This window comes from Lacticaseibacillus baoqingensis (genome assembly GCF_003946165.1).
GTDB lineage: Bacteria > Bacillota > Bacilli > Lactobacillales > Lactobacillaceae > Lacticaseibacillus > Lacticaseibacillus baoqingensis.
Genome location: NZ_RHOI01000010.1, coordinates 1 through 18,986, shown reverse-complemented (window position 1 = coordinate 18,986; position 18,986 = coordinate 1). Strand labels below are relative to the sequence as shown.

Annotated in this window: 17 protein-coding genes; 2 read left to right on the top strand and 15 right to left on the bottom strand. The window is 50.0% G+C overall.

Translation table 11 applies throughout. The features are described from left to right. Window positions 1–41: 41 nt before the first annotated feature. The 6 genes from dltB to EKM91_RS05760 all read right to left on the bottom strand — a co-directional run bounded on the left by dltB (window position 42) and on the right by EKM91_RS05760 (window position 5,860). The gene (dltB, locus tag EKM91_RS05785) at window positions 42–1,265 is read right to left on the bottom strand and encodes a D-alanyl-lipoteichoic acid biosynthesis protein DltB (RefSeq protein WP_125751174.1); all 1,224 of its coding nucleotides are present in this window, start codon (window positions 1,263–1,265) and stop codon (window positions 42–44) included. After that, complete coding sequence (dltA, locus tag EKM91_RS05780; protein WP_125751171.1) at window positions 1,262–2,758, bottom strand: D-alanine--poly(phosphoribitol) ligase subunit DltA; 1,497 nt, start codon at window positions 2,756–2,758, stop codon at window positions 1,262–1,264. The genes dltB and dltA overlap by 4 nt, the downstream gene beginning before the upstream one ends. A gap of 16 nt (window positions 2,759–2,774) precedes the next feature. Continuing rightward, complete coding sequence (locus EKM91_RS05775; protein ID WP_125751168.1) at window positions 2,775–2,918, bottom strand: teichoic acid D-Ala incorporation-associated protein DltX; 144 nt, start codon at window positions 2,916–2,918, stop codon at window positions 2,775–2,777. A gap of 10 nt (window positions 2,919–2,928) precedes the next feature. Then, window positions 2,929–3,684: a glycosyltransferase family protein gene (locus EKM91_RS05770; RefSeq protein WP_164508472.1), complete on the bottom strand. Its 756-nt coding sequence runs from the start codon at window positions 3,682–3,684 to the stop codon at window positions 2,929–2,931. Between the two features lie 99 nt (window positions 3,685–3,783). Continuing rightward, window positions 3,784–5,175, bottom strand: coding sequence for a sensor histidine kinase (locus tag EKM91_RS05765; protein WP_125751162.1), 1,392 nt, complete (start codon window positions 5,173–5,175; stop codon window positions 3,784–3,786). Then, on the bottom strand, window positions 5,165–5,860 hold the full coding sequence (locus tag EKM91_RS05760) for a response regulator transcription factor (protein WP_125751159.1): 696 nt from the start codon (window positions 5,858–5,860) through the stop codon (window positions 5,165–5,167). Before EKM91_RS05760 ends, EKM91_RS05765 begins: the two co-directional genes overlap by 11 nt. A 216-nt stretch (window positions 5,861–6,076) precedes the next feature. On the opposite strand from EKM91_RS05760, the gene EKM91_RS05755 reads away from it, so the two are divergent. Next, a complete protein-coding gene (locus tag EKM91_RS05755) occupies window positions 6,077–7,003 on the top strand; it encodes a glycosyltransferase family 2 protein (RefSeq protein ID WP_125751156.1) in 927 nt (308 codons plus the stop codon). A gap of 63 nt (window positions 7,004–7,066) precedes the next feature. Here the strand turns inward: EKM91_RS05755 and EKM91_RS05750 are convergent, their stop codons facing one another. From EKM91_RS05750 to EKM91_RS05740, 3 genes are read right to left on the bottom strand one after another with little or no spacing between them, the layout of a single operon-like run. Then, on the bottom strand, window positions 7,067–7,498 hold the full coding sequence (locus EKM91_RS05750) for a GtrA family protein (RefSeq protein ID WP_125751153.1): 432 nt from the start codon (window positions 7,496–7,498) through the stop codon (window positions 7,067–7,069). Window positions 7,499–7,516: 18 nt separating this feature from the next. Then, window positions 7,517–8,863, bottom strand: a complete 1,347-nt coding sequence (locus tag EKM91_RS05745; RefSeq protein WP_125751149.1) for a hypothetical protein — start codon at window positions 8,861–8,863, stop codon at window positions 7,517–7,519. Window positions 8,864–8,880: 17 nt separating this feature from the next. Then, window positions 8,881–10,680 carry a glycosyltransferase family protein gene (locus tag EKM91_RS05740; RefSeq protein ID WP_125751146.1) on the bottom strand — a complete coding sequence of 600 codons (1,800 nt, stop codon included), beginning with the start codon at window positions 10,678–10,680 and terminating at the stop codon, window positions 8,881–8,883. Between the two features lie 167 nt (window positions 10,681–10,847). On the opposite strand from EKM91_RS05740, the gene EKM91_RS05735 reads away from it, so the two are divergent. Further along, window positions 10,848–11,930 (top strand): endonuclease/exonuclease/phosphatase family protein, encoded by a 1,083-nt coding sequence (locus EKM91_RS05735; protein ID WP_125751143.1) that lies wholly within the window; start codon window positions 10,848–10,850, stop codon window positions 11,928–11,930. 73 nt (window positions 11,931–12,003) lie between these two features. On the opposite strand, the gene EKM91_RS05730 is transcribed toward EKM91_RS05735, so the two are convergent. From EKM91_RS05730 to EKM91_RS05705, 6 genes are all read right to left on the bottom strand, one after another. Continuing rightward, entirely contained in the window at window positions 12,004–13,413 is a 1,410-nt protein-coding gene (locus EKM91_RS05730) for a C69 family dipeptidase (protein WP_125751140.1), read from the bottom strand. Between the two features lie 243 nt (window positions 13,414–13,656). After that, window positions 13,657–14,253 (bottom strand): ECF transporter S component, encoded by a 597-nt coding sequence (locus EKM91_RS05725; RefSeq protein WP_125751136.1) that lies wholly within the window; start codon window positions 14,251–14,253, stop codon window positions 13,657–13,659. Window positions 14,254–14,335: 82 nt separating this feature from the next. Further along, complete coding sequence (locus EKM91_RS05720; protein ID WP_125751133.1) at window positions 14,336–15,688, bottom strand: gluconate:H+ symporter; 1,353 nt, start codon at window positions 15,686–15,688, stop codon at window positions 14,336–14,338. Between the two features lie 15 nt (window positions 15,689–15,703). Continuing rightward, window positions 15,704–17,236: a gluconokinase gene (gene gntK / locus EKM91_RS05715; protein WP_125751130.1), complete on the bottom strand. Its 1,533-nt coding sequence runs from the start codon at window positions 17,234–17,236 to the stop codon at window positions 15,704–15,706. Between the two features lies 1 nt (window position 17,237). Further along, window positions 17,238–18,125, bottom strand: a complete 888-nt coding sequence (gene gnd, locus EKM91_RS05710) for a phosphogluconate dehydrogenase (NAD(+)-dependent, decarboxylating) (protein WP_125751127.1) — start codon at window positions 18,123–18,125, stop codon at window positions 17,238–17,240. Between the two features lie 247 nt (window positions 18,126–18,372). After that, complete coding sequence (locus EKM91_RS05705) at window positions 18,373–18,816, bottom strand: DUF956 family protein (RefSeq protein WP_125751124.1); 444 nt, start codon at window positions 18,814–18,816, stop codon at window positions 18,373–18,375. Between the last annotated feature and the right edge of the window lie 170 nt (window positions 18,817–18,986).

Here is an 18,986-nt window from a genome sequence, read left to right as displayed (position 1 = left end):
ACTCCTTTGATTGCAAATTGTCAGGATCAAGGTTGCCAAAGCTACTTCAAGCTTGGCGCAAACCAGAGTTGATTGAGAAAACCTGAAAAGATCAAAAAGCTGAAACATACCACATTGAAGGTGATCAAAATCGCTAGCCCTTGGGTCCAACGATTATGCGGCAATTGTTGGCGATGCTTTTTTTTGAACCGCAGCCAGATATCATTGATAATGATCGCTCCGGCATGAAATAGCCCATAAACGATGTAATACCAAGTGACCCCATGCCAAAATCCCATGACTAAAAAGTTAATGAGGTAAGCCGCTTGGGACACCCGGATACGATTTTTGATCAACTTATGTTTCATAATGAAAAACGTTGTCCGCATGAAGACAAAATCGCGAAACCAAAAGCTCAAGGTCATGTGCCAGCGATTCCAGAACTCTTTGATATTCACGGCAGCAAATGGGCGGTTAAAGTTCATCGGCGTATCGATCCCCATCACCAAACTGATGGCTACCGCAAACAGCGAATACCCTGCAAAATCAAAAAACAAGTACATGCTGTAGTCATACATGTAACCCACCAACGGCCATGACAGCCCTAAGCCGCCAAACGCACCATGTTGTAACATTGCCAAGTGAGCTAACTTAGGTAACAAGACAGTCCCAAAAATATACCCGAGTAAAAACTTGTACAAGAACCCTAAAAACAAATAGTGCACCGCGCGACCCAGCATCTCAACATAAGCTGCCTGCTCAGGAACGTGCTCATAATCTGCTTGAAACCGCCTGAAACGATCGATCGGTCCAGAAGACAACGTCGGCATAAAACATAAAAAGCGCAAAAATGCCAACTTCGAAAATTCTTTGATCGTCCCGTCACGCAGCTCCATGACCATTTGCACCGCCTTGAACGTCAGGTAACTGATCCCTAAAAAGCCGATCAATGACGGCTGAGTTGACCACAGCGGCGTTGTTTTGACCACCACTAACGGCAAAATCGCTGCCACCACTGCGGCGATAAAAACGCGTGTCTGGTTGTGTTGCTGACGATATTTGGCATAGCCTGACACGACCAGCAGCTCCAAAACTAAAAAGCCAAGCAACGCGATTGCTTGATGCCACTTGGCGCCAGTGAACATCAAGATGATAAACGCTAATGAGACCAAAGTTTCATAGAAATGCCAGCGGTGCCCGCGCAATAACCCAATCGTCAGCGGGATCAAGGCCACCAGCAGATAAGCAAAATATTGCGGATCGGCATATGGTTGTAAGTTGATCATGCATTCGCCTCTTGGATCAAGGCCTTGATCGCAACTTTACCATTAGTGGTCAAAGGCAGCGACTCCCGGTAAATAAATCGTTGCGGGACCATGTAGGCCATCATTTTGGCCTGCAGCCGTTGCCGCAAGGCCTTGGTTAAGGCCAGTTCATTGGGATAGTCATTGGCCGCAGGCACGACGTAAGCTAATAATTGCTTGACCTTGTGATCCGCGCCATACTTGGGCACTGCCACCGCCTGTTGGATCAAAGACTCATCATTTAAGTAATGGCTGACTTCTTCTAATTCGATCCGATAACCATTCAGTTTGATTTGAAAATCAGTGCGGCCGCGATAAAACAGCATGCCAGTATCATCAATGAACCCAAGATCACCGGTGGCATAACCTGCCGGCAAAAACGCTGCCGCAGTTTTGTCAGGCCGGTTGAGATAACCTTTGGAAACACTAGGACCGGCGATCATCAATTCGCCCACTGCTTGGTCACCATCTGTACGTTGACTGCCGGCGCGCAAGCTGATACGAGTGTCTGGCTTGGCTTGGCCGATCGGCAGCCGATCATATTGGTCCAACACCGATTGAGTGATTGCCACTGCCGTAACCGCCACCGTTGTTTCCGTTGGCCCATAGGTGTTATACACCTGCGCTTGAGGAAAACGCCGTACCAATTCTTGTGCCAGTGCATGCGGTAATTCTTCACCACAAAAGAAAAACCTGGTCAATTGCGGATAATGTGCCGCATTGAAAGTTGGCTCCAGCAAACAGATTGCCGCAAAAGAAGGCGTTGAGACCCAAACCTGCAAGTCTAACGTTGGCAACGCCGCAAACAAAGCCTTAAGATCAGCGGTTGTGGCGGCCGGTAACACCTTAAGCGTCCCGCCCAGCGTCAAAGCTGGATATAACGACATTACCGATAAGTCAAACGAATAGGGCGCTTGGCTAAGTGTTTGGGGGTGCTTTGGCCAGTCAAAACTGACCATCCAGTTGACGAAACTCAACAGGTTATCGTGGCTGATCTGAACGCCTTTAGGCTGGCCAGTCGTCCCTGAGGTAAAAATAATATAAAAAGTGTCTGCCCCAACCACAGGCGTCAAAAGTGCATTCGCCACTGCTGGTGTGTTCAACAATTCAGCCGCAGTGGCGATGGGCACATCAAGCGCGACTGGTAATGCCGCCACTGCGATCACCATCGCCGGCTGAGCGATCTCAGCGATCATGCGCAAGCGCGTTTGCGGGGAATGCGTATCAACGGGGATATACGCGTGGCCGGCTTTGACACAACCCAAAAACGTTGCGATCGTCAAAAAGCTCTGGTCACAATACACCATGATCGGTGCTTTTTCGGGTAATTCCCGCTGAGCGATCGCCAAAGCGATCGTCTCTGCGGCTTGCTTGAGTTCCCCATAAGTATGCTTTTCGCCTAATACATCGTATGCCCATCGATTTGGGGTGGCGGTCGCGATCGCATCGATCGCCGAGATCACATTTGTTATCATTTATGCTGCCTCTCAATCAAAATTCGTTATAAATAAAGTGACTTTGGCCAACACCGCGATAGCTATAGAGATACACTAAGCCGATAATGATCACGCTATACAAAACGGTCCGGGCAATAAACTGCACCATTGGCCGCTGCCACCAAGAAATTTTATGCATGTGCTCCTCCTCATCGCTGGATCGAACTGACCACATAACCGATTCGCGGCAGCCGCTGCCGCTGTTGCCGCCACTGCCAAAGCACCACACCGCTTAAGATCATGTTCAAGGCCACGGCACTAGGCCACCACCAGCCGCAAAAAATGACCGCGCCAACCACCGCCGCCCAAGGCCACCGCGACGTATGCGGCGACTTAGGCCAGGGACCGCTCCATGCCAGCAGCTTTTGCTTGAAGCCGATTTCGGCTAACAATTCAAGCGAAAATCCAGCCCGCGCAGCCGCTTGCAATAGCGCTCTTTTAGCCGGCGTCGTCACTAAACAATCGTGAAACGTCACCATCGCTTCTTGCCCCCACCAATGCCGCGGCTGCTCGCTGGCAAAGCCGACGATCGCACAACCACCATCATTCATGGCCGCTAACAGCTGCGGGATGGCGGCAAATTGTGCCGGGTACGCCACGTCAAGGATCAAGTAGGCATCAGCCGTTGCAGTCACTAAGCCGGCTTGTGCCGCCCCCAAAAAGCCAAAATGCCGCGATAAGGTCAATAAGTGACACTCTGGCCAACGCGCTTGCGCTTGACACAGTTGGGTACGGATCGCCGTTGCAGTGCCGTCATCGATCAGCCAATAGTCATAATGGATCTGCGGCCATAAACGCGCACAATCTGCCAGTTGCTTGCGGATAGTGAGCAACGGCGGCAAGATCTCCTTGGTTTCGCTCCAAGGTATAATCACGGCGACTTGCATGACGACTCCTTTCTGCACGCATTCAAAAAGCCCAACGCTAACGATGACCAGTGTATCGTCATCCGCGTTGGGCTGCACTCTAGGATATCTGAAACATTCCTGAGAAATTCTCAGAATTTACGGTTCCATCGTGGTCGTAGGCAATTTAAGGGTAAAGACACTGCCTTGCGGGTGATTATCCTGCACCGTCAGTTCACCATGGTTCAGCGTGGTCAAACGCTTGGCGATCGCTAACCCCAAACCTGTCCCCCCTACTGCTTTGGACCGTGACGCATCGACGCGATAAAAGCGGTCAAATACTTTTTCTTTGAAGGCATCTGCGATCCCCACGCCTTGATCGCCAACACGCAAACAAGCCTGATCCGCGTTGCGGATCACTTGGATCGTGATTGGCGCAGCCGTCGGGGTGTACTTTTGCGCATTATTCAACAAGATTACCAAGATCTGTTCAATGCTGTCTTGATTGCCATAAGCGAGTACTTGCTGCGCCACATCTAACGTGATCGGCTGTTGGCCTTGAGCTTGATATGCCGGCACGACCCGCGCCACTAACTGGCCTAGATCGAACCAGTCAGCTTGCAAATGCGCATGATCCATCCTTGACAATGCCAAGAGCCGCTCGATCAACCGCTGCATCTTCAATGACTCACTTTCGATCGTGGCTAAAGAATCCGGAATGATTTCCGGGTGAGTGGCGGCATGCCGCCGAATCAAACCGACATGGCCGCGAATCGCGGCTAGCGGCGTGCGTAATTCATGGGAAGCATCGGAAACGAATTGATGATCACGGATCACTTGCGTATTCAACGACTGCAACAAGCGATTAAATTCGCGACTGAGGGTCTGCACTTCTTGAGGATTCGGCGGCACAGGCAAAGTCTCATGATAAGTCGTATCTTCTGCTTCAACGATCGTATGCGCCGCTTGCGTCAGCTGGACCAATGGCTGATTCAAGCGGCGCGCCAAGATCTGGATCATCCAGATCCCCATACCCAACCCAATGAATGCGATCACGACGATCACCGACAAGATCAGCTTGAACAGTTCCAACATGTTGTTGAGACTTAACCACAATTCAAAGGTGACCACAGCGCCTTTATGGCGGACCTTTTGCACCCGATGATAATAGATTCCTTGATCATCTTGGTATTGAATATGTGCCCATAACGCCCAAGTTTGCCAATTATCGCGCAAGAATTTCTTGGCATTGTGCGAATAGAAGCGTTGGGGCTTTTTATCTGGATACTGCACAGTGACCCGGACAAAATTGGCATGGGAATTAAAATTTGCGGTATCTCGCCAATAATCCCAATCTGGTTTGTTGCCCACAAACGTCTTGTTCAAAGTCGTCATCAACTGATTGGCATCATCGCGTTTCGTGCGCACTAAATGCACCCCGACCACACTGATCGTCGCCAAGCCGATCATCGTCACTAAGACCACTAATAAAACGGCATAAGCTTGTGAGATCCGCGCCGCGTTAGAGATCCCTTCCTTTTTACGACGCATGGCACCAATCCGCCGCTAACACATAACCTACTCCGCGCACCGTATGGATCAACGGAGCAGCGCCTGCATGGTCAATTTTTTGCCGTAAGTAGCGAATATACACGTCAACGATATTCACTTGTCCTTCAAAGTCGGCACCCCAAGCAGCGTCCAACAACTCATCACGCGTCATGGGAGCATCGACGTGTTGCATCAACGCTAGTAACAAATCATATTCACGTGGCGTCAGCACCGCGATTGCTTCACCCCGACGCACGGTGCGTGCTTTGGTATCCAACGTTAGATCCGCGACTTGATAAGTCGGGTGCACATTGGTTTTTTGGCGGCGCACACACACCCGTACGCGTGCTAGCAGCTCTTCGATCTCAAATGGTTTGGTGATGTAATCATCGGCGCCATTATCCAAGCCGGCCACTTTATCCCCAACATAATCGCGAGCCGTCATCATGATCACTGGAATGTCTGATTGTTTACGGATACGCCGTAAAACTTCTAACCCATCAAGCTTAGGCAGCATCCAGTCTAAGATCACCAAGTCAAGTTGGGTGCTTTGGGCCTGATAAGTTTGCCAGGCGGCTTGCCCATCTGCAGCGACGATCACTGAATACCCTTCAAATTTTAATTCTGATGTTAAAAATGTGGTCAAGCTGGTTTCATCTTCGACCAGTAAGATTGTTTGCGGCATAATGTCCCCTCCAAAGTCATAGAATACCACCCAAGTTAAAACCGTGTGTCCCAGTGATGGTTGCATACTCAGGTTTAACAAAAAATTAGTGCCTGCCTCGTCTCCAAATCACCATTTTGACGGTGTGCCATGGTATTGTTATTCGGCTAAACGCCACTATCTCAAGTCTGCGATATGCTATAATCAATACCGTTAGTTCACAATGGAGGCTTTATCTTGACCCAAACGCTCGCTATCATTATTCCTTGTCACAATGAAGAGGAAAATATCGCGGTTTTCTATCACGCCGTCCAAAAAGCACTGGCACCCTTGCCTGCTTACCAACCGCTTTTTTGGTATATCAACGACGGCTCTACTGACCACACCTTAATGGCGATCCAACAGTTGCAGCAAGCCGACAAAGACGTCCACTACATCGATTTTTCTCGCGGCTTTGGTAAGGAAGCAGGCATGTATGCGGGCTTGCAAAACGCGAAAGCCGACTTATATGTCATCATGGATGCCGACTTACAAGATCCGCCAGAAATGCTGCCGGAAATGCTTGCCGGGATCGCCGATGGGTACGAAATGGTCGGCGCCGCGCGCGTCGACCGTACGGGTGAGCCAATATTGCGCAGCTTCTTTTCAAACCTGTTTTACAAATTGATGAAGCGTATCTCCCAAGCAGACATCGTCCCTGGCGCGCGAGATTTTCGCGTGATGACCCCGCGTTATGTCGATGCCGTGTTGTCATTAAGTGAACACAACCGCTTTTCTAAGGGGATCTTCGGATGGATCGGGTTCAAATCCAAGTACTTGCCTTACAAAAATGTCGAACGTCAATATGGCCAAACGTCATGGAGTTTCACCAACCTGTTCAAATATTCTTTAGATGGGATCATCGACTTTTCTGATGCGCCGTTGACCTTCGTTTCTTGGGTCGGCCTATTCAGTTTTGTAACGGCTGGTTTGGCTTTGTTATTCATCGTCATTCGCGCCTTGATCTATGGTGATCCGACCCCTGGCTGGCCGTCATTAGTTTCGATCTTCTTGATGTTTGGCGGCTTGCAGCTGTTCGCCTTAGGGATCTTAGGCCGCTATATTGGCAAAATCTATATCGAAGTGAAAAATCGGCCGATTTACATCGCCAAAGAGATCAAATAAAACGTCAAAAAGCGAGTCTTATGGGACTCGCTTTTTTGATGCTCGCCAGCAGTAATCACGTCGTCACGCATGAGCGGTGAAGATCAAAAATTTGCTGAGCAAATAATTGGCGACAACGATCACCACTTGGGTCACGATTTTTGCTGCCAAATCATGCCAACTCAACGCCTGAATGAATAAGAACATACATGCATAATCGATCCCTAATGACAACACGCGTGCGCCAATAAACTTGCTGAATTCCCATAAAAAACTACCCCAGCTGGTGGTTTGGGATTTGAAGACCCAGCGTTTATTCGTCACAAAGGCAAATAGCACAGACAGTAACCACGCCCAAAAATTAGCACCTTGCCAACTCAATGACAACCGCGTTGCTAAGGCGAAAACGCCAATGTTGACCAGCGTCGTCAGCACACCAAAAATCAGATACGCCAGCACATCTAAAAGTTGATGCGCCACCAAGAATTGTTTGCCCTTTAACCAAATCGTTCGCATCGTAACCGTCCTTAACCTTTATATCTGGGTAATATACCAATGATAAATACCGACCGCACCTGCTGCCAATGCCATCGTGACCGGTGTAATCAGCCACATTTGGCGTCGCACAGCCGTGTCTTTGAACACTTGTCCCCACCCAACAGCAATCACTGCTGCAATTGGAATGAGCAATGTGACCAAATAGCGGCCTTGTACTTGGTAATCCGTCTCCAGGCAATAGTAAAAATATAAGGCCAGGGTGATCAAACTCCCTAAGCCAATGCAACCGGCCTCTAAATAATTAGCCCGAATGCGGCACCACAAGTTTTTTTGCTGGGCTGCTTGATAACCAACGCGCACCCACCCCACAAGCGCCCCTATGAACAAGCCGCCCCAAAGCAGTGAATACAGGCGATAGACCCAAGCACTCATGGTCACACTCAAATAGCCGAAGCGGCCAATACTGGAAAGTCTTAGCTTGAGATAAAAGACTGGATCCATCAATAATTGCCCGAGCGTACCCGGATAGCGATGTTGCAACACCGCGCCGCCTTTGGCTAACCAGCGCATATACGCCGCATGAAATGCCTGTAATCCAAACAGATCGCCATACGCCAGCAGGTTGCGCACATAAAATGGCACCACCAATATCGCACATAATACGGTGATCATCCCCGCTTTGGCGACAAATTGCTTCCACGTCCAGCACCCTTTTTGGATTGCAATCAGCCCGTGACCGATAAAAAACACCACCGCCGCCAGAATATAACCATAGGCATTAAGGTAACTTAGGGCACAAACAACGATCCCGCCTGCAAACAGCAGGCAGTCTCGCCACCGCCACTGTCGACAAACGATCACGGTAATGATCATGGCCACCCCTAAGACGCTTAAAATATCATTATTCACATAACTCGCCAAGAACAAGTATTGCGGTAAAAATCCTATGACCGCCATAACCAATCCGCCAACAGCTGCCGAACGTGCCAAATAAGTACTCAATGTCCCGCATAACCACAAACAAATCGCACCAGCCAACACACTGACCAGCCGAGCAGCGAACAATAACGCATGCGCGGTGGTCGAAAAACCACTCATGAGCTTCATGCTCACCGCACTAAAAATTGGCCCAAGCCACTGCGGGTAATACGCGTATGACCAATTTCCCAACTGATACGTGACCGCATCTTGGGTGCCAAATGGGAGTTGTCCATGGTGATAAAGATATAAGGGTAACAAGTACCGCATTTTTTCATCTGGGCCGCCATTGTAGGGGATCTGCCAAGCCCAAATCAAGGCATTGACCAAAAAAATTCCTAATATCAGCCAGCGCAGCCAATTTCCTGATCTTAGCTGTTGATCCGTTGTCGCGATCAGCTTCATTTCACCATTCCTTTAGCCTATTTTATCCGCACATCTTGGGGATCATCCCCCCGCGTGTTCTCATGCTTGCTGGGTCGCCTGATCCCCCAGCGCACCAATGCCTTGATGCCTGCCATGCATACGCCGACCCAAGCAATGATCTGAATGATCAAAATGATGGGTAATAAACGCGGTTGTTGATAGCCAACAACCAGCGTATTTTGCCCTTGTTTGGCTTGAATCCGAGCAGCACCGATCCCTGTTTTCTTGATTTTTGCCGGTGCCGTCGCCACCCCATTGACGCGCACCGCGGAGTGCGCATAGATGATCGCAGGCACCGTCACAGTAGCCGCATTTTTTTGATGCCACGTATATTCAAGTGCATTATCTGCGGTGATCTGTTTTTTCACTGGCAAAGTGTTATGAATGATCTCGCGATCATATAAGGTATAGCCGTGCATTTTATTCTGGTGCTTATTTGCCGGCAGCGGTAAATAATCAGGATTAGGCCGCTGCAAGTTTTGGATCCCCACTAATAAATTCTTATCCGCAAAAATTGCTCGGATCTTTTTCGGGTCCCGCGTATGGATGATCTGGGCGTTATCGCCTGCCCCAGTCGGGTTATCCCCATGCCAATAACTGGTACGCGTATCGATCAAAGTCATGGCAGTCATCGCCAAAATGATGGCGCCGGTGGCATAAAGTGCCCGCATGATCTCTTCTCGTTGCGCAACCGCAGTGATCCATCGTTGCAACGTTAAACCAAACCCTGCCAACAATAAGATAAAAGCGATCACGCTAAAGCGCCATGGAAACTGTAAGCCCGCCATAAAATCAGATTGTTTTGCGACACTGACCCAAGGAAATAATTTCGACGAGAGGATCAAAAATACTGCCCCAGTCGCGGTCAACACGCGTTCTTGGGTCGTGCGGCGACGCCAAGAGCTCAGCACCAATACGATTTGGAACACAAACAGCACCGAAAAGATCAACCCGATCGTGATCATACCATTATCGCCTGTCGATAAATTCGCCGTTGCGTCCATCATGTGTTTGTTGTGCCAAGGGGTGTATAAATGGTTGCTCGACTGCACTTCAAACAGTCCCAATAAGCTGGACCCAGCCAAGATGATCGCCGTCACCACGGCCACCAAGCCCTTTTGGATCAGTTGGCTCCGCTGCCGGCTTTGCATGAATCCCACAATAAAAAATGGCACTAATGCGATCGCGCCTAACAGCGCCGAAACTAAGTGTGTCATCACTAAAAGTGCCATCGCGCTGCCCAATAAGATGGGATTGAAACTTTTGCGGTGGTTGTCGAGTACTGCCACCCCCGCGATAAAAACCAGCGGCAACAACGCTGCACCCCAACCGGTGACCGATTGGTTCAAGATCCATGTATTGACTACAAATGAGCTCATATATAACACTGCGCCAGACACTGCGATCCAAGAGCGCAAGCGCAAGCGCCGCAAGAACGCAAGCATGGTGAACCCGGCTGTTAATTCACACAAAAACGCCATCAGCATTTGGAATTGGAGCCAATCGTGCAGCTTCCACATGATCAACCCGCCTAAATAAGCGAGACCATTGCCATAAACAGCATTCACAATACGCCCAGATTGGTCAAACGAAAACAGCGACTGGAAGAAATTCCAGTGGCCGGTGCGCAATTGCATATAGGCTTCATAGAAGCGATTATATTGAAAGGAGACATCCATTCCTAGGATCAAGCCTTGTCGATGCCACTGCGGCAAAACCAAACAAATTGCACAAAGTATGATGAACAGGCCTTCAAGGATCACTGTTTTGCGTTGATTTTTTGCGTCGTTACCCACTTTTTCACTCCTAAAATTCTGATTGATGGTCAATCACCCAATTTCCATCCTTATCAGCCTATCTCGATATCTTTCAGCTAACACTTTACAGATTATACCCCATTTTACCTTTCAGCTATACTTGCGCCGAATATGGTAAAATAAAGCGCATCGCTGCAAGGAGGCCCATTGTGAAAAATCACCGCGGATTGAAAACACTTGGCGGGTTGCTTGGGGCAGCGGCTGTGGCCTTAGGCGGTTATGTGGGGTATTTGTATGCGGCATTTTATCGTCTGCCAGACGATCTGCCTTTACAGCCCAAACATCTCCAAACCAACGTCATCCAGGTCGGACAAACCTATCTGGCCCAAACATACAATATCGGCTATGGTGCTTATCCGCCCAGCTACTCATTTTTCATGGATGGCGGCCGATATGCCCGCGCCTACAGTAAAAAAGCGGTACAAACCGCCTTGGCTGGCATCATTGCAACCACTCGCGCCGGCGATCCGGATATCGCTTTTTTTCAAGAAGTGGACCAAAATGGTGATCGCTCATGGCACGTTGACGAAGTTGCAGCCTTGAGCACGGCATTTAGCCGTCAATACAGCAGTGTTTACGGGCAAAATTATGACTCCCCTTATCTTTTTTATCCCTTTAACCAACCCATCGGTGCGGCTAAATCTGGCTTGATGACCTTGGCTAAGTTCAAGATCACTGCGGCACAACGTTATTCCTTGCCGATCGCGACGGATCCAACTAAGTTTACCGACCTTGACCGCGCCTATACCGTGACTAAGGTCCCAACAAGCAATGGTAAATACCTGCACCTTGTCAATGTGCATCTCTCTGCTTTTACCAAAGATCGCGCCTTGCAAGCGGCACAGTTTGCCAAGTTATTTGCGTCCATCGCCCAAGCTTATCACCAAGGCGATTATGTGATCGTTGGAGGCGATTATAATCATCGCTTGCTGAACGCTTCGGCGCATATTTTTCACACGCGTGCGCAAAACGAAACTTGGACGCACTTATTTCCTTATGCCCGCCTGCCTAAAGGCTTTTACGTTCCGACAATGGGATTGGCCCAAGCAGCACAGCCTTCCGTGCGCGCCCTTGACCAGCCTTGGGTGCCAGGCAAGAGTTTTGTCACCTTGATCGATGGTTTTATTCTCTCGCCTAACGTCTTAGCCAAATCCGTCAAAATCGTGGATACGAGCTTTTTGTACTCGGACCATACGCCTGCGCGCTTAACGTTTGCCTTGATGCCGTAAAGTCAAAAAAACGCCGTTACTGCCGTTTCTTGAGAAACGGTGGTGACGGCGTTTTGCGCTGAGGTTAAGCGGATCAATCATGCAGCGTGAATTGCAGCTTCATCCGCGGTGCAGCTAACTCGATCATCTGACCCAGTAATTGGTTGGAGTTGTCAAATGAGACCTCTGCCAGCTTGGCGTTGACTTCAGTGAGGTACCCGATCGTGTCAGGCTTCGTCAGCGCAACTTGGTCTGCTGCCAACTGGATATGGCGACAAGCACCCACGGTATTTTGTTCGAAAATGTTTTCGAAGTCTTCAAATAAATGGAAGTCATAATCCCCGAACGTCCCCAGCAGGTAAGACAACCAGTATTGACTGCCTTGCGTATAGTGAGCCCCAGTATTTTTGTATTGTACCGGTGTGTCATTGACATTGGCGTAAAACGGTACGATCGCATTGAATGTGTTCGGACCGTATGCCAACCAGTGAATGCCGGCGATTGCCTTGGGGACATCGTTGCGGATCTGTAAGATGTGCAATTCTTGATTGCGGTTGATGCCGATCGGCCGATAAAGCTGCTTTTGGCCTTCGGTATTCGTGGTCCCATAAGGATCAAAGTCAGTGTTTTCATAGTGTGAGCTCAACACAAACTTGATGTCTTCTACGGCGATCAACTTGTCCGTGCGACAGATGAATGGCAGATCCTGGTCGATCGGGCTTTGTTTGATCTCTGGATTGAAATACTTTTGTCCATACCAAGCCCGCGGGTTATTATAGCGCGTATCCTTGATCGTTGCAGAACCGAAAATGTGCCGCAAGTTGTAGCCGGTTGGATCGGGATTCAGGTGGTGCTCGTCAACCAATTGTTTCAGGTCCGGCGCGCACAAGGTATCCTCAGAATCAAAGTCAAAATGGTCAATGTTGAAGCGGTTAGGCGCAATCACATACGCATCATCGGGGATGCGCACAGCCGCCCAGTGGTGCCCGGCAATACTATCAAAATACCAACACTCGTCTTTGTCAGAAAAGCAAATCCCATTGGTTTCGTAAGTCCCGTATTCTTCAAGCAGCTTGCCTAAGCGCAGCACCCCTTCGCGAGCGCTATGGATGTAAGGCAAGACAATGGCAGTAATATCTTCTTCCCCTAAGCCATCGGGATTCAGCGGGTCGACCCCTAACGCTCGAGAGTTGGTCGTGATCGTTTCGGTGGCTGTCATCGCAACATTGGCACTGTTGATACCGGCAGCGGCCCAAATACCGTGTCCAGCCACCGCGTCTGGTGTCGACGTATAGCCCAGCGGATCATTAGGCAATTCCAGGTGGAACTTGGACAACACCGCCTGGTAATGGCGCGGCTGGTCTTCTGGTTTCACATAAACGAACTTCTCAGGGTTAAGAGCTTCAGCCCCGTCTTCGTTGCGGGCGATCATCGTCGAGCCATCAATGCTGGCTTTTTTGCCCACTAAGATCGTCGTGCAAGAGCCTTGGTAACGTTTGGTCAAAAGGATCATCTCTTTCTCAAAAGTTTCCCCTTTATTGTAGGCTTTCAACCAATAAATTGCGAAATCATTTGAGTTTAGTCTCAGGCGCCAAAAACCGCTTCTGCCTACCACGAACCTGGTCAGTGACTATGTTCAAAGAGATCTAGGGGCGTTTGAGGGGGCCGATCGTTACCTGATTCAGACACCAAAAAGCAAAATCAGGGATGATGGCTTTTTTGTCATCATCCCTGAAAAGCGTCTGCTTTATTTACCAATGATCCGCAACAGCGGCTTAGCCACTGCTGGTACGACGATCATCGATAAGATCGCTTCGGGGATGCCATTGGTAGCCATGATCCCCAGCAAAAACGGCATCAACGCGTCGATGTGCATTTTGGCTAATGGCACTAAACCAAACAGATACATCACCCACATCAAGCCCAACACCAAAATCGTATTGACCAAAGCGCCACTCAAACCGGCGATAGCCAGTTGCCATAGCTTAGCTTGATGGCGATCACCGCGCACCAACCGTAAAAATAACCAGCCACTGATCAATCCGACTAAAGCGCGAGGAACAACGGAAACCAGCGGATTGACCAACACATAAACCGCCAACGGACTAGTCGGCCATGCAAACGCTCGTACCCAATTGATCAATCCCCAAGTCAAGCCGACGATCATACCATCTCGTGGGCCTAAGGTGACAGCAGCGATGACGACCGTCACTTGAATAATGGCAATACTAAATGGTCCAATAGGGATATATCCGAGAAAAGGGATCACATTTTGAATCGCAACAATAGCAATGAATAGCGCTAAAATGCTGATGCGATATGCTCGACTGCGATGATTCGTCACATTATCCTCCACTGTCACCCACAAAGATTTGAAAAGTCGAGGGCGCTCAATGGTCTTATTTTAGCATAATATCCCTGACGCGTCAGACGATAAGCGAAAGTATCAAGACACCAGCCAATCCAACAACAGATATAACCGTTTCTAACACCGTCCACGTCATCAAGGTCTCTTTTACGGAAAGATCAAAATACTCTTTGAACATCCAAAAGCCCGCATCATTCACATGACTTGCCGCTAAACTGCCGGCCCCTAGCGCCAACACCATCAAGGCAGGGTCGACGCCGGCTTGTTGCATCAATGGTGTCACCAAACCCGCAGCCGTTAATGCCGCAACCGTTGCTGATCCTAATGCCAAGCGTAACACCACTGCGATCAGCCACCCTAAGAGCAACGGTGAAACATGGGCGCCTAAGAACAGTTCTTTGACGGAATCGCCGACTCCGCCATCGATCAAGACTTGCTTAAACGCACCCCCACCACCGATCACTAATAACAACATCGCAATGGATCTCACCGCTTCTTCAAGACTGGTCATGATCGCTTTGGTCGGGATATGCCGCTGATACCCCATGCTCCACAAGGCAAATAACAATGAAATGACCATGGCGATACTTGGGGCACCGACAAACGCTACCGCATTATCTAATCCGCTAGGCTGTTTGGGCATGGTCCCGCCATGGCGCATCATCATATAGATCGTCGTTAAGGCCATTAATAATACCGGAAACAGCGAGGTCAACACCGATAGGCCAAAACTAGGCGTTTGATCCAGCTTGAACGTTTTTTGCGGACCTAAAGCGCTTAAGTCGCCGCTTTTGGTGAATGCTTTTGGCGCATAGCTTTGCGCGATTTTTGTAAATAACGGCCCGGCAATGATCACCGTGGGGATGGCGATCACAATGCCATACAACAATACTTCCCCAGCAGGCGCGCCTAGTGCTTGGGCAATTGCTGTCGGTGCCGGATGCGGGGGCAAAAAGCCATGAGTCACTGACAAAGCCGCCCCCATTGGCAATCCCAGATACAAAATCGGCACCCCTGCTTCTATTGCGATGGCAAAAACGATCGGGACTAACAGCACGATCCCGACTTCAAAAAACAGCGCGATGCCAATAATAAACGATGCGACGACCACCGCCCATTGCAGGCGTCTTTGCCCAAACTTTTCGATCAAAGTATGCGCGATCCGATAGGCCCCACCGGCATCTGCAACCAAACGCCCTAACATCGCACCAAACCCAAAGACTAACGCCAACTCTCCCAACTGAGCGCCGATCCCATTTTGAATACTAGTTGCGATCTGCCCAGCCGGCATCCCCAAGCCTAACGCCACAACGATCGCAGTAATGATCAGTGCCAGATACGTGTTCATTTTGAAGCGAATGATCAACACCAACAATAACGCAATACCTAAGACTAAGATCAATAGCGTCACAAGGCTCTCCTCCTTTTAGTGATGATCGCGTTGATAAGCCGCGATCGCTGCATACTCTCCGGCCACTTCACGGGCTAGTCGGATCCAGATCGGCAATAACGCACGGTAAGCATCAAAAGTTTGAACGTTAGGCTGATGCACATTAGTGGCCCCAACCATCTCAGCAACGGCATCAAGGCTGTCAATCATGCCTAAAGCCTGCATACCGATCACAGCAGCCCCTAACGCGGAGCTTTCAAAGCTTGCTGGAATCGTCACCTCCCGTTCAAAAATATCCGCCAACATTTGCCGCCACAATGCGCTTTGCGCAAATCCGCCGGTTGCTTGGATCGCTACTGGCTCTCCAGCAACGCCTTGGATCATCAGCATCACCGCATACAAATTGTATACGATCCCTTCTAATGTCGCGCGAACCATATGCGCGCGGGTATGCCGCCGCGTCAACCCAAAAAAGCTCCCGCGAGCATCCGCATTCCAGATCGGGGCGCGCTCACCACCCAGGTATGGGTGAAACAATAATCCTTCTGCCCCTGCCGGCACGTTCGCCGCGATTTCTGTCAGCAGTGTATATGGATCGATTTGCAACTGTTCTGCCGTCAGCTTTTCCGGCGCAAATAGCTGATCACGCACCCAACGAAAAACGATGCCCCCATTATTCACCGGGCCGCCGACCACCCACCGGTTTGGGGCGAGATAATAGGTGAACAACTTTCCATTAGGATCCACAACCGGGTGATCAACCACTGCCCGCACGGCGCCGGAAGTGCCGATCGTGACCGCCAAGACCCCAGGCGCGATCGCATTCACGCCTAAATTGGACAGCGTCCCATCGCTGGCCCCAATGATCAACGGGGTTTCTGCAGACAAACCAGTGACCGTCGCAAAAGCAGGATCCATCCGCGGCAAGATATAGCTGGTATCCACCAATCGCGGCAATTGCGCCGGCGTCAATCCTGCGAGTTGCAGCGCTTCACTGTCCCAATCCATGGTGTGCAAGTTGAACCACCCGGTCGCATTGGCAAGCGAATAATCTTGTACTAATTCACCGCAAAGCCGCCACAATACGTAGTCTTTGATCCCGACCACATAGCGCATTTGCGCAACCAATTCAGGGCGCTCAGCTTGCAGCCACATCAGCTTGGCTAAAGGCGACATCGGATGGATCGGCACACCAGTCCTTTGCACCAAGGCTTGGGCGCCAGGCAACTGCTGCAATTGCGCAGCGGCGGCCGCAGCGCGATTGTCCGCCCAAGTGATCACGCGCGTCAGCGGGTGATATTGCTCATCCAGCAAGATCACACTGTGCATGGCCGCAGAAAATGCGACCCCTTGAACTGCTGCCGCATTTTCCGGCTGTTGGCGCAAAACCTGACTTAATCCCGCGATCACGGCTTCAAAAATTGTCTCTGGATCCTCTTCAGCCATTTCTGGCTCATCTTGGTACAGCGGATAATCAATGTTTGCTGTCGCCAGCACATGCCCTTGCACGTCAAACAACACGGTTTTCGTGCTCGTGGTACCCAAATCAACGCCGATCATGGTTTCCATTTCACACTTTCCTTTCCACCGCATGGCCGCCAAACCCGTTGCGTAAGGCGGCCACAGTTTTTCCGGTCATAGTATCAGCGGTTTCAGAGCGATAGCGCATGGTCAACGCGGCCCCTAGCGCCGGCAGTGGCACATGATGGGCTAAACCTTCCTGCATGGTCCAAGCCCCTTCACCGCTAGAATGCATGACACCTTGGATCGCCGTTAATTGCGGGTCAGCGGCAAAAGCTTGCGCCGCTAATTCCATCAACCACCCTCTGATCACGGAGCCTTGCGTCCATACGGCTGCCGCACCGCCCAAATCAAACTGGTAAGGGGCTTGACTCAACAGTTCAAAGCCTTCGCCAATAGCTTGCATCATGCCATATTCAATGCCATTGTGCACCATTTTGAGATAATGGCCGGCACCAGTTGGACCGGCATAAAAATACCCATTAGCCACCGCCACAGCCGCAAACAAAGGCTCTAAGCGCGCATACGTTGCTTGCGGCCCGCCAATCATCAAACAGGCCCCTTCACGGGCACCGGCCACGCCACCGGAAGTACCGACGTCCAAAAACTCAACGCCATAATCAGCTAAGCGCTCCGCGAGGGCCACGGAATCTCGATAAAACGAATTCCCGCCATCGATCACCACGTCACCTGGCGCTAACACCTCAACTAGTTCCTGGACCACCGTTTTCACGACTTTGGCCGGGACCATCAGCCAAATGACGCGCGGTTTAGCTAATTTAACGACCAGCGTCGGCACATCCGCGACTGCCACTAGTGTCGGCGGCAGCTTATCGGGAAGTTGCGGGTCATACGCCACGACATCTAGATTATGGGCCAACATATTGGCTGCCAGCGCACCGCCCATTTTCCCCAATCCGATCAATCCCACTTGCATGCGTTGCCTCCTTTTCTGCCGCCTGATGGCGACGTCCTGAAGTTCGTCGAGCAAACGTTTTTATCACTGTGCTGTCAGTGTACCCACTAATAGCGCTTTCGTCTAATAATATGCTTGTGATTTTCCCAGCAAGCGATTTCAGGCTTTGACAGCTTGTTTTGTGCGGTCAATTTTCCTCGAAAACACCGACCCGGATGGAAAATAGGCAAAAAAAACACTCCCGATCATAGGAGTGTCCTTAATGATATTAATCCTTATGTTTCCCCAACCGGCTGCGCAAGCGGCCGGGAAGCGCATGCATGGTTTGCGGGAAATTCTTGATGGCTTGTCGAAATACCTGATTGAAACTTAAGGATCGGACAATATGATCTGCCGGAATATGCTCACGGCAAGCCCGCAAAACGGCTTTAGGATCATGCGACGCGAAAGAATAAGTCCCATTTTTCTTGGTCCTGATCGCAAAGCGCGGGATCCACTTACCGCCAAACATGATCGAAGCGATCACGACATCGACTTCTCGCCAAGGTAATTGGATGTAGTTTTTGATATTGCGATCACTGTAGAATTCAAACCCGCGATCACCGATCATGATCTTCCCATAGTCACCCAGGCCTAAATACGAGGTCCCTTTTTCAACTAATTCGACCTTTGAGTTCAATGACTCGATTTTTCCAAAAGCAGACTCGACCATTTTTTCACCGTTTCCCTTGTTTTTAATTCATTATACCAAAACAGCCCAGGCAAATGCCTGAGCCGCAGGTCTGAAAAATTGTTTTACATGATGCCCCAAACGTGGAACAAGATCCCCACAATGAACAAACCAAAGATAATGATGATCGGCGATACTTTCTTCTTTAACAA